Genomic DNA, 13170 nt, shown 5'->3' with positions numbered 1-13170 from the left:
CGCTCATGCCTCCGGGGCTTCGAAAGTGGACGTACGGGCCATGCCGGCGGCCCGGCCCTTTCCGGCGATGACCAGTGCCATCTTGCGGCTCGCCTCGTCGATCATCTCGTCGCCGAGCATCGCCGAGCCCTTCTTCCCGCCGGCCTCGGACGTGCACCAGTCGTACGCGTCCAGGATCAGCTCGGCGTGGTCGTAGTCCTCCTGGGACGGCGAGAAGACCTCGTTGGCCGCCTCGACCTGGCCCGGGTGCAGCACCCACTTGCCGTCGAAGCCCAGCGCGGCCGACCGGCCGGCCACCTCGCGGAAGCCGTCGACGTTCTTGATCTGGAGGTAAGGGCCGTCGATCGCCTGGAGGTTGTGGGTGCGGGCCGCCATCAGGATCCGCATCAGGATGTAGTGGTAGGCGTCGGCCGGGTAGCCGGGCGGCTGCTCGCCGACCACCAGGGACTTCATGTTGAGGGACGCCATGAAGTCCGCCGGGCCGAAGATGATGGTCTCCAGGCGGGGCGAGGCGGCGGCGATCGCGTCGACGTTGACCAGGCCCTTGGCGTTCTCGATCTGCGCCTCGATGCCGATCCGGCCGACCTCCAGGCCCATGGTCTTCTCGATCTGCGTCAGCAGCAGGTCCAGCGCGGTGACCTGCGCGGCGTCCTGCACCTTCGGCAGCATGATGCAGTCGAGGTTCGCCCCGGCGCCCTCGACGACCGTGACGACGTCCCGGTAAGTCCACTCGGTGGTCCAGTCGTTGACCCGCACCACCCGCGTCTTGCCCGTCCAGTCACCCTCGTTGAGGAACTTGACGATGGTGTGCCGGGCCTCCGGCTTGGCCAGCGGCGCGCAGGCGTCCTCCAGATCCAGGAAGACCTGGTCGGCCGCCAGGCCCTGGGCCTTCTCCAGGAAGCGGGGGTTGCTGCCGGGCACCGCCAGACAGGAACGGCGCGGACGCAGGCGCTGCACAGCAGATGGGGCAGGAGCGAAGCGACTTCCCGCCGGGGCGGTGGCGGGCGACGGGCGGGCGGTCATGCGGGGACCTCCAGGGGGTCGAGTGTGTTCGCGGTGCGGATCTCGTCGACGATACGGCCGATGATCTCCGTGATCCCGAAGTCCCTCGGGGTGAAGACGGCGGCGACACCCGCCTCGCGCAGCGCCGCGGCGTCCGCGGACGGGATGATGCCGCCGACGATGACCGGCAGGTCGGCGGCCCCGGCGCGGCGCAGCCGCTCCAGTACGTCCGGCACCAGCGCGGTGTGCGACCCCGACAGGATCGACAGCCCCACGCAGTGCACGTCCTCGGCGACCGCGGCCGCCACGATCTGCTCAGGGGTCAGCCGGATGCCCTGGTAGACCACCTCGAAGCCGGCATCCCTGGCCCGTACGGCGATCTGCTCGGCACCGTTGCTGTGCCCGTCCAGACCGGGCTTGCCGACGAGCAGCCGCAGCCGCCCGCCGCCCAGCTCGGCGGCGGTCCTGGCGACCTTCTCGCGGACCGCCGCCAGCGGCGAGCCGGCCTCCGCGGCCACCGCCACCGGCGCGCCCGAGACGCCCGTGGGGGCCCGGAACTCGCCGAAGACGTCCCGCAGCGCCCAGGCCCACTCGCCGGTCGTCACCCCGGCGCGTGCGCACTCCAGCGTCGCCGGGAAGAGGTTGGTGGTGCCCGCCGCGGCCTTCTTCAGGGCCGAGAGGGACTCCTGGGCGCGCAGCTCGTCGCGGTTGTCCCGCCAGGTGTCCAGGGCCCGTACGACGCCCTGCTCGTTGGCCGGGTCCACCGTCATGATCGCGGTGTCCAGGTCCGCGGTGAGCGGGTTGGGCTCGGTCGACTCGAAGCAGTTGACGCCGACGATCTTCTCCTCGCCGGACTCGATCCGGCCCCGCCGCTCGGCGTGCGCCGACACCAGCTGCGACTTGAGGTAGCCGGACTCCACGGCGGCCATCGCGCCGCCCATCTCCTGGATCCGGTCGATCTCGGTGAGGCAGTCGGCCACCAGGGCGTCCACCTTCGCCTCGATGACGTGCGACCCGGCGAAGATGTCCTCGTACTCCAGGAGGTCCGACTCGTGCGCGAGGACCTGCTGGATGCGCAGCGACCACTGCTGGTCCCAGGGGCGGGGCAGCCCCAACGCCTCGTTCCAGGCCGGGAGTTGGACGGCGCGGGCGCGGGCGTCCTTGGAGAGGGTGACGGCCAGCATCTCCAGGACGATCCGCTGGACGTTGTTCTCCGGCTGCGCCTCGGTCAGTCCGAGGGAGTTGACCTGGACGCCGTAGCGGAAGCGGCGCTGCTTGGGGTTCTCGATGCCGTAGCGCTCGCGCGTGATCTTGTCCCAGATCTGCGAGAACGCCCGCATCTTGCACATCTCTTCGACGAACCGGACGCCGGCGTTGACGAAGAACGAAATGCGGGCGACCACCTCGCCCTTGCGGTCCTCGGGGACCTGGCCGGAGGCGAACACCGCGTCCAGCACGGCGATCGCGGTGGACATCGCGTACGAGATCTCCTGGACCGGAGTGGCGCCCGCCTCCTGCAGGTGGTAGCTGCAGATGTTGATCGGGTTCCACTTGGGGATGTTGTTGACCGTGTACGCGATCATGTCGGTGGTCAGCCGCAGCGAGGGCCCCGGCGGGAAGACGTGCGTCCCGCGCGAGAGGTACTCCTTGACGATGTCGTTCTGCGTGGTGCCCGCCAACTTGCCGACGTCGGCGCCCTGTTCCTCGGCGACCACCTCATAGAGCGCCAGCAGCCACATGGCGGTGGCGTTGATGGTCATCGAGGTGTTCATCTGCTCCAGCGGGATGTCCTGGAACAGCCGCCGCATGTCGCCCAGATGGGACACCGGCACCCCGACCCGGCCGACCTCGCCGCGGGCCAGCACGTGGTCGGGGTCGTACCCGGTCTGCGTCGGGAGGTCGAACGCGACCGACAGCCCGGTCTGGCCCTTGGCGAGGTTGCGCCGGTACAGCGCGTTGGACGCCTCGGCGGTGGAGTGCCCGGCGTACGTCCGCATCAGCCACGGACGATCCTTCTGACGCTCTGTCATGAAGTGTGACCTCAGGAGTTCTTGCTGGAGCGGTCGGTCCGCTCCGCCGGCGTGTCGCGGAACAGGTTGATGGCATCGATGTGACGGGCGCGCATCTCCTCGTCGCGCACGCCCATGCCCTCCTCGGGGGCCAGGCACAGCACGCCGACCTTGCCCTGGTGGAGGTTGCGGTGCACGTCGTAGGCGGCCTGGCCGGTGTCGTCCATGCGGTAGGTCTTCGACAGCGTGGGGTGGATCTTGCCCTTGGCGATCAGGCGGTTGGCCTCCCACGCCTCCCGGTAGTTGGCGAAGTGGGAGCCGATGATCCGCTTCAGCGACATCCACAGGTAGCGGTTGTCGTACTCGTGCTGGTAGCCGGAGGTCGAGGCGCAGGTGACGATGGTGCCGCCCTTGCGGGTGACGTAGACCGAGGCGCCGAAGGTCTCCCGGCCCGGGTGCTCGAAGACGATGTCCACGTCCTCGCCGCCGGTCAGCTCGCGGATCCGCTTGCCGAACCGCTTCCACTCCCGGGGGTCCTGGTTCTGCTCGTCCTTCCAGAACCTGTATCCCTCGGCGTTGCGGTCGATGATCGCCTCGGCGCCCATCTTCCGGCAGATCTCCGCCTTCTGGTCGCTGGAGACCACACAGATCGGGTTGGCGCCGCCGGCCAGCGCGAACTGTGTCGCGTACGAGCCGAGGCCGCCGCTGGCGCCCCAGATCAGGACGTTGTCGCCCTGCTTCATCCCCGCGCCGTTGCGCGAGACCAGTTGCCGGTACGCGGTGGAGTTGACCAGCCCCGGCGCCGCCGCCTCCTCCCAGCTCAGGTGCTTGGGCTTGGGCATCAGCTGGTTGGACTTGACCAGCGCGATCTCCGCCAGGCCGCCGAAGTTGGTCTCGAAGCCCCAGATCCGCTGCTCGGGGTCGAGCATGGTGTCGTTGTGGCCGTCGGAGGACTCCAACTCCACGGAGAGGCAGTGCGCGACGACCTCGTCGCCGGGGTGCCAGGCGTTGACGCCGGGCCCGGTGCGCAGCACCACGCCGGCCAGGTCGGAGCCGATGACGTGGTACGGCAGGTCGTGCCGCTTGGTGAGCTCGGAGAGCCGTCCGTAGCGCTCCAGGAACCCGAACGTCGACAGCGGCTCGAAGATCGAGGTCCACACCGAGTTGTAGTTCACCGAGGAGGCCATCACGGCCACCAGGGCCTCGCCCGGCCCGAGTTCGGGCACCGGCACGTCCTCGACGTGCAGCGACTTGCGGGGGTCCTTCTCACGGGTGGACAGGCCGGCGAACATCTCGATCTCGTCCTTGTGCACGGTGACCGCGCGGTAGGACTCGGGGAGGGGGAGGGCGGCGAAGTCTTCGCGCGTACTGTCCGGCGCGAGGATGGCGTCAAGAATCTGGTTCACGGTATGCCTCCGGCGAAGCACGTCTTTTGGGGAACGGCTTGAGGGAACGTCGGGGGTGGTGCGGGGGTGGTGGTGCCGTCGGTTCGGCCGGTGGAACTGGCATGTGCGCGGGTGAGCGCGGGGGTGCCTGTGACGCAGGCGTCCGGGCGCACAGAAGTGCTTGCGGGGACAGTCGGCACACCAGGGTTGGTGCGGTGTGCCGGCCGCCCGGACACCTCCAACGTATGACACCGCGTGCCAGCCGACAAGACACTGAGTGCCAAGAATTTCTCTCAGATGTCATGCGTAGGGCACGCATGAGCAAAGAACGGGCCCGAAGCGGGTGGCTTTGTGGCGTTACGTACCGATCCGGGTGCGGACGGTGGGCGGGCGCGCGGGTACGTCAATCGCGCGAGGCGGGGGCGGCGTCCGACGTACGGGAGAGGGGCCGGTGGGCCGCGGTTCGGGCCCGTCCACCTGGCCTGAAGTTGCCAGTAAAGGGCCGGAATTGACTCCGCCCCGCTCGCATCCGCCACAGATACGTGGCGGGCGCGCGCGGGGCGGAGTCGTCAGAAAACGGACCGTCGCCGGTCAGCGGCGTTCCATGAGGGCCTTGCGGATGGTGCGCATGACCTCGTCCAGCGGGGCGTCCGTGCGGGTCACCGCGACCAGCACCTCGCCCTCCCGGGAGACCGTCGCCGGGGGCGCCTCGGCGGACGTCGCCCGGCCCGCGCCGATGCCCGCGCCGAACGTCTCCCGGACGATCGCGAAGGCATGGTCCAGCTGGGCCTCGACGTCGCCCTCCGCGCCGGCCCGCAGCCAGCGGCGCAGGACGTGGTTGTGCGCGGTGACCACCGCGGACGCGGCGACCTCGGCGAGCAACGGGTCGTCGTCGCCCTCGCGGTGCGCGTCCTCGTCGAAGTGGCCCAGGAGGTAGCGGGTGAACAGCCGCTCGTAGCGGGCGACCGAGGCGATCTCGGCCTCCCGGAGGGTGGGCACCTCGCGGGTGAGGCGGTAACGGGCCACCGACACCGCCGGCGCGGAGGCGTACATCCGCATGACTTCCTTGATACCGCGGCAGACCGTGTCGAGCGGGTTCTCGTGCGGCGGGGCGGCGTCCAGGACGGCCTCGGCGCGCACCAACGTGTCGTCGTGGTCGGGGAAGATCGCCTCTTCCTTGGAACGGAAGTGGCGGAAGAAGGTGCGCCGGGCGACGCCCGCGGCGGCCGCGATCTCGTCGACGGTGGTCGCCTCGTACCCCTTCGTCGCGAACAGCTCCATGGCGGCGGCGGAGAGTTCGCGGCGCATTTTCAGGCGTTGGGCGGCCGCCCGGCGGGTACCGGGACTGGCGGTGCCGGAGGCGTCGGACGACTGCGGGCGAGCGGGCTGGGACATGTGGGGAAGGTACTGCATATTCCTGCGGCCTGCGGCACGAGGTGCGGCTGCCGCCCCGCTGACCTGGGGCGGGCCGCCGGCCGAGGGCTCCAGCAGCCCGCCCCACCCGCCCCCGGCCCGGGGGCACCGCCGCGGGTCAGCGCCGGGCGTACTCACGGAAGCCGCGGCCGGTCTTCCGGCCGAGGCAGCCCGCCGCGACCAGGTGCTCCAGCAGCGGCGCCGGCGCCAGCCCCGGGTCGCGGAACGCGGCGTGCAGCACCTTCTCGATGGCGAGGGAGACGTCCAGGCCGACCACGTCCAGCAGCTCGAAGGGGCCCATCGGATAGCCGCCGCCCAGCTTCATCGCCGCGTCGATGTCGTCCGGCGAGGCGTAGTGCTCCTGCACCATCTTCACCGCGTTGTTCAGATACGGGAACAGCAGCGCGTTGACGATGAAACCGGCCCGGTCGCCGCAGTCCACCGGGTGCTTGCGGACCTTCGTGCAGACCGCGCGCACCGTGGCGTGCACCTCGTCGGCGGTGAGGACGGTGCGGACCACCTCGACCAGCTTCATGGCCGGCGCCGGGTTGAAGAAGTGGATGCCGATGACGTCCTGCGGGCGCGAGGTGGCGCGGGCGCAGGCGACGACCGGCAGCGAGGAGGTGGTGGTGGCCAGCACCGCGCCCGGCTTGCAGACCTTGTCCAGCGCCTTGAACAACTGCTGCTTGACGGCCAGGTCTTCGGCCACCGCCTCCACCGCGAGGTCGACGTCGGCGAACGCGTCCAGCGATCCGGCCGGGGTGATCGCCGCCAGCGCCGCGTCGCGCGCCTCGGCGGTCAGCCGGCCCTTGTCGACGGAGCGGCCCAGCGACTTCGCGATCCGGTCCCGGGCCCGCTCCGCCTTCTCCTGGCTGCGGGCGGCCAGCACCACCGTGTAGCCCGCCTTGGCGAAGACCTCGGCGATCCCGCTGGCCATCGTGCCGGAACCGGCGACGCCCACGCTGCGGACCGGCCGGCCGGCCGCCTGCTCGCCGCCGTCGCCGGCCGCCGGGGTGAGGTCGTCCGGCACGACGGTCGCGGAACCGGGCGCCTCGTAGGTGTAGAAGCCGCGGCCCGCCTTGCGGCCGGTCAGCCCGGCGTCCGCGAGCTGGCCGAGGATCGGCGCGGGCGCGTGCAGCCGGTCGCGGGACTCGGCGTACATCGCCTCCAGGACCGTCCGGGCGGTGTCCACGCCGATCAGGTCGAGCAGGGCCAGCGGGCCCATCGGCAGACCGCAGCCCAGCCGCATCGCGGCGTCGATGTCCTCACGGGTCGCGTACCGCGACTCGTACATCGCGGCGGCCTGGTTGAGGTAGCCGAACAGCAGGCCGTCGGCGACGAATCCGGGGCGGTCGCCCACCGCGATCGGGTCCTTGCCCAGCTCGCGGGCGAGGTCGGTGACGGCGGCGACCACGGCCGGCGCGGTCAGCACCGAGGAGACCACCTCGACCAGCTTCATGGCCGGCGCGGGGTTGAAGAAGTGGACGCCGAGCACCCGCTCGGGGCGCTGCGAGTCGGCGGCGAGCCGGGTCACCGACAGCGCGTTGGTACCGGTGGCCAGGATGGTGTCCGGGCGGACGATGCCGTCCAGCGCGGTGAACACCTCCCGCTTGAGGTCGTACTCCTCCGGCACCACCTCGATGACGAGATCGGCGTCCGCGGCGGCCTGGAGATCGCCGAAGGTGCGGAAGCGGGAGAGTGCGTCCTGCCGCTCCTGCTCGGTGATCCGCTCCCGTCGCACGGCGCGGGCGGTGGCGGTTTCGAGGGCGGTACGGGCCCGCCGGAGCGCGGCCTCGTCGGTGTCGATGCCGATGACCTCGCGGCCGGCGCGGGTGAGCAGCTCGGCGATGCCGGTGCCCATGGTGCCCAGGCCGACGACGGCGATCGCGGAGAGGGACAGCGGGGAGGGGGCGGTGGAGGGATCAGGGGTGGACTGAGGGCCCATCACGAGACTCCTGAGGGTGTTCCCCTGTAAGGGCAGGGGAGAATGTGACGACTGAGGGGTGGGCGCACGGGCGCGGCGCTGCGGCAACGCGGGCCTGCCGGCGGCGGAAGGGCCGCGGTGAACCACGGCACCGCGAGCGGCGCCTGATGCGGTGGAGGAGCGCGGCGGGCCCTGTCCCGAGGCCGTGCCGCTTCCCCCTACGGGGCATGCTGGGTGGATCTCACGCGCGGGGCTGCCAAGCCCGCGCACGCGTGGTGCTGTGCGATGTGCCGAACCGACGTCACACTCCGGCGGCTGCGTCACCAGGCCGCCCGAACAGGGGTACTGCTCGTTCCAGCAGGTTAACCGGTGGGTAACCGAAGCGCCAGGGGTAATGCGGGGCATGAGGTTGTGGTGCGGGCCACGCTGGAGGAAGCCGGAGTGGCCGGCAGGGAGGGGAGCAGCAAATGGAAGACGAATTCCACGAGTTGACGGACCGGGTGCGGGCCGAACTTCGCTCCCCACAGGATCTCGTCGCCTATGAGCGGCTGCTCGGACTGGCCCGCAAGAACACCGCCGCCGGACGCGAGGAGCTGGCCCGGATCCTGACCGCGGTGGAACGCCCCTTGTGGGCCCGGGAGATCGCCGCCTTCATCCTCGGCTGCGCCGGCGACAAACGCGCCTTCGAGACCCTGGTCCTGCTGCTCAACTACCGCGAGCCGGTCCGCTGTGCCACCGCCGCGCACGCCCTGGGCAAGCTGGGCGATCCGCGCACCGCCCGCGCCGCGGCCGCCCTCGCCACCAACCCGCTGCGCACCGCCTACGCCCTGCACCCCGTGCGCCTGCTCGCCGAACTCCGCGCCCCGCAGTCCGCCCCCGCGCTGATCGCCACCCTGGAGCGGCTGTTGACCCCGCACAACCCGTACTGGCGGGTGGCGCTCGCCTGCGTGGAGGGCCTGGGCGCGCTCGGCGACAAACGAGCCGTCCCGGCGCTGCGGGCGGCCGCCGCCCATCCGCGGCTGGCCGCCGCCTCCGCGGCCTCCCTGGCCCGCCTCGGCGTCCACGAGGACCCACCGGGCGTGGCCAGCGGCGGACCGGCCGCCGGTGGGGCGCGAGGGCAGGGCGGCGGTGCCGGTCCGGCCACCTGAAGGGCGGGGCGCCGGACCGCCGTCCTACGGGAGCGGGCGCCGGTAGCGCAGCTCCGGGACGCGCCATCCGGCCACGTCGTCCGCCTGCTCCGCCCCGTCCGGCATGAAACCGGCCCGCTCGTAGAACCGTTGGGCACGGGTGTTGCCGCGGACCACCCACAGGTACAGCGCGCCGAATCCGCGTGCCCGCGCCCGGTCCGTCCCGGCCTCCAGCAGCGCCCGGCCGATGCCCGTCCCGATGAGCGACGGCGCCACATAGAGGGCCATCAGCTCGGCCGCGGGCGGACGGGCCTCCGCCAACTCCCCTTCGCCCGGCGCCAGATCGGCATCCCGGGAGGGGCCGGCGGCCAGCCAGCCGACGACCTCGCCGTCCCGCTCCGCCACCAGCTCCCACACCTCGGGCCGGCGCCGCGCGAACCACTCCCGCCGCCTTCCGGCGTCCTCCGCCACACTCATCGCGTCCAGGTACGCCGGCGGCATCAGCCCCCGGTACGCCGCCTGCCACCCGCGGACCCGGACCGCCGCGACCGCGTCGACATCGGCCTCCGCCATCTCACGTATCCGCACCCCGTGCGGCGGCTGTACCGCGGTCCTCCCACCCGCCCCGTGCGTCCCCCGCACATCGGCCTCCGCCATGTCTGCCTCCCCGGTCCGGCACATTTCCGCAGAGGGTCCGGCCCGATGTGGACACACGTCAATCCGATTTCGGTCCGCGCGGCCACGGCCGGGGAGACCTTCGGGAACCGTGTCGGATGCTGCTACTGGAGGGCCGGGCGGCCTCAGTCGACGTCGCTGCCCCTCGCGAGGTGGTCGCCGTGCCAACGGGCGTGGCCGGCTCCCGGCGCGGCGGCTCCGTTCGCTCCGATGGTGTCAACCCGGATTTGGGTGCGCTGCCCAGGGGTGGTTGGCTTGGCGGCGCACCGCAGGTTGGCGGCGCACGCAGGTCCGGCAGCCGACTACTGGAGGAAGGCACACATGGGGCAGGTAGAGGCCAGCACGCAGCGCGAGATCGCGGCGGACCCGGAGGACGTGTTCGACGCGCTCGCCGACTACAGTGGCACGCGCCGGCAGCTGCTGCCCGAGCAGTTCAGCGAGTACGAGGTCCGCGAGGGCGGCGACGGCAAGGGCACCCTCGTCCACTGGAAGCTCCAGGCCACCAGCAAGCGGGTGCGCGACTGCCTGCTGGAGGTCGACGAGCCGACCGACGGCCAGCTGGTCGAGAAGGACCGCAACTCCTCGATGGTGACCATCTGGGTCGTCACCCCGGCCGGCGAGAACCGCGCCAAGGTCGTCGTCACCACCACCTGGCAGGGCGCCGGCGGTATCGGCGGCTTCTTCGAGCGGACCTTCGCCCCCAAGGGGCTCGGCCGGATCTACGACGCGATCCTCGCCAACCTCGCCGCCCACATGGAGAAGTGAGCCGCCTTCCGTCATAGGCCGTAACCCGTTCGGGGAGCCGCGATACTCACCGGTTCGGGTGGTTTTCCCCGAGCGGCGCCGTTCGGCCTTCCGGGCGGCCCGCCGGTGGAAACCCCAGTTGGGGACCCAAGAGGTGTCCCGCGGACGGCATTTGATGCCCGAAACCGCCCCTCCTGTTCCGATTCTCCTCGCTTGAACGCTGTTGTCGCCCAGTGCGAGAAATGGGCGCCCGCAGCAGCGTGACGAGGGGAGCAGGACGTGGGCGGGACCACCCTGAGCGAGTGGGACCGGCCGGCCGGGCCGCCCACCGCAGCGGCGACCGCGGACCCGGCGCCGGAACCGGCCGAACCGATCGGGACGATCGAACCGGCCGAGCTGCCTGAAGCGGCCGACGCGGCGGCATCGATCGAACCGGCAGCACGGATCGAACCGGCCGATACGGCTGAACCGGCGCCCCTCGGTGAACCGCCGGCCCCGCCCGGCCCCCGCGCGGTTGGGGCTCCCTTCCCGGTCCTGCTGGCCGCGGCGGTGCCCGCGGCCCTCAGCCAGACCGCCGTCGTCCCCGCGCTCCCGGCCGTCGTCGCCGAACTGCCCGGCCACCCGGCGGTGTTCTGGGTGGTGACCACCCACCTCCTGGCGACGGCCGTCGGGTTGCCGCTGGGCGGGCGGCTCGGCGACCTGCTCGGCCGGAAGGCCGCCTTCCTCTTCGCGCTCCTGGTCTTCACCGCCGGCTCGGGGCTGGCCGGGACGACGCATTCGGCCGCCGCGCTGCTCACCTTCCGGGCCGTCCAGGGCTTCGGCGCCGGCGGCCTGCTGATCGGTGTCCGGGCGCTCCTCGCCGAAACCGCGCCGCACCGGGACGGGCGCCGCCGCACGGCCGTCGCCGTCGCATGCGGCCTGGCCCTGCTCGCCGGCCCGTTGATCGGCGGCTACTGCGCCGACCACGGCGCCTGGCGCTGGTGCCTCACCCTCAACGTCCCGCTCGGCGTCCTGCTCCTCCCGGCCGCCGCGTTCGCCCTGCGGCTGCCCCGCCCCGCCGGCCGCCGCCCCCGGCCCGACCTCGCCGGCACGCTGCTGCTCGCCGCCCTCGTCAGCTGCCTGACGCTGCTGGCCAGTTGGGGCGGCACCCGCTACCCCTGGGACGCGCCGGTCACCCTGGGGCTGGCCGGCGGCGCACTGGCCGCCGCGGCACTCTTCCCCGTCGTCGAACGCCGCGCCGGCGCACCGCTGATCCCGCCCCGGCTGCTCCGCGACACCCTCTTCGGGCGCACCGGCCTGGTTGCCGCCGCCCTCGGCATCGCGCTCTACGGGGCGGTGCGCCACCTCCCGGCCCTTCTGCCGCCGGCCGGCGGCACCACGGCAACCGGGGCCGCGCTGCTGATGCTGCCCATGACGGGCGCGCTGCTGCTTGCCTGGCTCCTCACCGGCGGGCTGCTCCGCCGCACCGACCGCGCCAGGGTCCTGCCGGTCCTGGGCTGCGTGGTGGCGGCGGAGGGGGCGTGGCTCCTCGGCCACCTGCGCCCGGACACCTCCCGTCCGGTCGTCGCCCTCTGGACCGGCGCCCTCGGGCTGGGCCTCGGCATGGTGCTGCCGGTGCTGGTGGGCGCCGTCCGCGCCGATGTGCCCGGGGCGGCCGGTGCCACCGCCCGCCTGCGGCGGCTCGGCGGGAGCGTCGGCGCGGCCCTCGCCGCCGTGCTGCTCGTCGCTCACCTCGCCACCCGGCTGCCGGTCCCCGGCCCGCTCGCCCCGCGGCTGTCGGCGGCCCTGCCCGGCGTGTTGCGGGACGGCCTCACCGCCTGCGCCAAGGCCGTGCCGGAGGGCTTCCTCTTCCTCGCGCCGGCCCTGGTCCTGGGCTTCCTGTTCACCCTCTTCCGGAAAGAGAACCTTGTGGTGTCCCACGCTCCGCAGGCCCCGCAGGCCCCGCAGGCCCCGTACCCGGCGTACGGCGACCCCGGGGACCCCACCGCTGTCCCGTCGGCCCGCACCGCAGCCGACGCCCCGGTCAACCCCACGGTTTCCGCGGCGGGTTACCCGGGCGCCCGCCCGGCCCACGCCGCGGCGCCCGTGCCCGCCGCGGCCGGCGTCCCGGTGTGCGGCACGGTCCAGCACCACGACGGCAGCACCGTGCCGAGCGCCGCGCTCACCCTCATCGACGTCGCCGGACGGCAGATCGGACGCGGTGCCACCGGGGCGGACGGCCGGTACGCGCTGAGCACCCCGGGACCCGGCGCGTACGTCCTGATCGCGGCGGCCGGCGGGCACCAGCCGCAGGCCGTCACCGTGACCGTCGGCGAACGCCCGGTGGAGCTGGACGTGGTGCTCGGCGGCGCCGGACGCCTCGCCGGCGCGGTCGGCACCGCCGACGGCACGCCGGTCCGCGATGCCATGGTCACCCTCACCGACGTCCGCGGCGAGGTGGTGGCGACCACCCGCAGCGGCCGCGAAGGGGGCTATGTCATCGGGGAGTTGGTGGCGGGGGAGTACACCCTGGCCGCCAGCGCCCCGGCGTTCCGGCCCGCCGCGCTCCCGGTCACCGTCCAGGCGTCCCGTGAGACCCGTCAGGACATCGAACTCGCCGGCGGCGCGGTGCTGCGCGGCACCGTGCGGGCCGGTGGCGGACGGCCCGTCGAGGACGCCCGGGTCACCCTGCTCGACGCCGCGGGCAACGTCGTCGACACCGCGACCACCGGCTCCGACGGCCTGTTCCGCTTCGTCGACCTCTCGGCCGGCGAGTACACCGTCGTCGCCGCCGGGTACTCGCCGGTCGCCAGCGTGCTGCGGGTCGCGGGGGGCGGCCGGACGGAACGGGACCTCCAACTGGGGCACGAGGGCTGACGCGACGTCCCAGGAGACGGGGCGCGCGTCCCCCG

Annotated in this window: 9 protein-coding genes; 3 read left to right on the top strand and 6 right to left on the bottom strand. The window is 72.9% G+C overall.

Annotation, left to right across the window (positions count from 1 at the left end; all coding sequences use genetic code 11):
* Nucleotides 1-3: 3 nt before the first annotated feature.
* From ACIQE0_RS31885 to ACIQE0_RS31865, 5 genes are all read right to left on the bottom strand, one after another.
* Nucleotides 4-1023, bottom strand: a complete 1020-nt coding sequence (locus tag ACIQE0_RS31885; protein ID WP_366333114.1) for a CoA ester lyase — start codon at nt 1021-1023, stop codon at nt 4-6.
* Nucleotides 1020-3032, bottom strand: a complete 2013-nt coding sequence (locus ACIQE0_RS31880; protein WP_402338726.1) for a protein meaA — start codon at nt 3030-3032, stop codon at nt 1020-1022. The genes ACIQE0_RS31885 and ACIQE0_RS31880 overlap by 4 nt, the downstream gene beginning before the upstream one ends.
* 11 nt (nt 3033-3043) lie before the next feature.
* Complete coding sequence (gene ccrA, locus ACIQE0_RS31875; RefSeq protein WP_402338725.1) at nt 3044-4417, bottom strand: crotonyl-CoA carboxylase/reductase; 1374 nt, start codon at nt 4415-4417, stop codon at nt 3044-3046.
* Between the two features lie 570 nt (nt 4418-4987).
* Nucleotides 4988-5791 carry a TetR family transcriptional regulator gene (locus ACIQE0_RS31870; protein WP_402338724.1) on the bottom strand — a complete coding sequence of 268 codons (804 nt, stop codon included), beginning with the start codon at nt 5789-5791 and terminating at the stop codon, nt 4988-4990.
* A gap of 136 nt (nt 5792-5927) precedes the next feature.
* A complete protein-coding gene (locus tag ACIQE0_RS31865) occupies nt 5928-7754 on the bottom strand; it encodes a 3-hydroxyacyl-CoA dehydrogenase family protein (RefSeq protein WP_402338723.1) in 1827 nt (608 codons plus the stop codon).
* Nucleotides 7755-8200: 446 nt separating this feature from the next.
* Between ACIQE0_RS31865 and ACIQE0_RS31860 the strand changes: the two genes are divergently transcribed.
* Nucleotides 8201-8881 (top strand): HEAT repeat domain-containing protein, encoded by a 681-nt coding sequence (locus tag ACIQE0_RS31860; RefSeq protein ID WP_366333123.1) that lies wholly within the window; start codon nt 8201-8203, stop codon nt 8879-8881.
* Between the two features lie 24 nt (nt 8882-8905).
* Here the strand turns inward: ACIQE0_RS31860 and ACIQE0_RS31855 are convergent, their stop codons facing one another.
* The gene (locus ACIQE0_RS31855; RefSeq protein WP_402338764.1) at nt 8906-9433 is read right to left on the bottom strand and encodes a GNAT family N-acetyltransferase; all 528 of its coding nucleotides are present in this window, start codon (nt 9431-9433) and stop codon (nt 8906-8908) included.
* Nucleotides 9434-9856: 423 nt separating this feature from the next.
* Here ACIQE0_RS31855 and ACIQE0_RS31850 point away from each other — a divergent pair, with 423 nt between their 5' ends.
* Both ACIQE0_RS31850 and ACIQE0_RS31845 read left to right on the top strand, forming a co-directional pair.
* Complete coding sequence (locus ACIQE0_RS31850) at nt 9857-10300, top strand: SRPBCC family protein (protein WP_402338722.1); 444 nt, start codon at nt 9857-9859, stop codon at nt 10298-10300.
* A gap of 258 nt (nt 10301-10558) precedes the next feature.
* A complete protein-coding gene (locus ACIQE0_RS31845; RefSeq protein WP_402338721.1) occupies nt 10559-13135 on the top strand; it encodes an MFS transporter in 2577 nt (858 codons plus the stop codon).
* Nucleotides 13136-13170 lie beyond the last annotated feature (35 nt).

This window comes from Streptomyces sp. NPDC093097 (genome assembly GCF_044754325.1).
GTDB lineage: Bacteria > Actinomycetota > Actinomycetes > Streptomycetales > Streptomycetaceae > Streptomyces.
This window is presented reverse-complemented; position numbering and strand designations above follow the sequence as displayed.

What these genes read in the sequence shown, in the direction of transcription:
- ACIQE0_RS31885 (WP_366333114.1), bottom strand. Translation starts at nt 1,023, where the DNA reads ATGACCGCCCGCCCGTCGCCCGCCACCGCCCCGGCGGGAAGTCGCTTC.
- ACIQE0_RS31870 (WP_402338724.1), bottom strand. Translation starts at nt 5,791, where the DNA reads ATGTCCCAGCCCGCTCGCCCGCAGTCGTCCGACGCCTCCGGCACCGCC.
- ACIQE0_RS31855 (WP_402338764.1), bottom strand. Translation starts at nt 9,433, where the DNA reads ATGGCGGAGGCCGATGTCGACGCGGTCGCGGCGGTCCGGGTCCGCGGG.
- ACIQE0_RS31850 (WP_402338722.1), top strand. Translation starts at nt 9,857, where the DNA reads ATGGGGCAGGTAGAGGCCAGCACGCAGCGCGAGATCGCGGCGGACCCG.
- ACIQE0_RS31865 (WP_402338723.1), bottom strand. Translation starts at nt 7,754, where the DNA reads ATGGGCCCTCAGTCCACCCCTGATCCCTCCACCGCCCCCTCCCCGCTG.
- ACIQE0_RS31880 (WP_402338726.1), bottom strand. Translation starts at nt 3,032, where the DNA reads ATGACAGAGCGTCAGAAGGATCGTCCGTGGCTGATGCGGACGTACGCC.
- ACIQE0_RS31860 (WP_366333123.1), top strand. Translation starts at nt 8,201, where the DNA reads ATGGAAGACGAATTCCACGAGTTGACGGACCGGGTGCGGGCCGAACTT.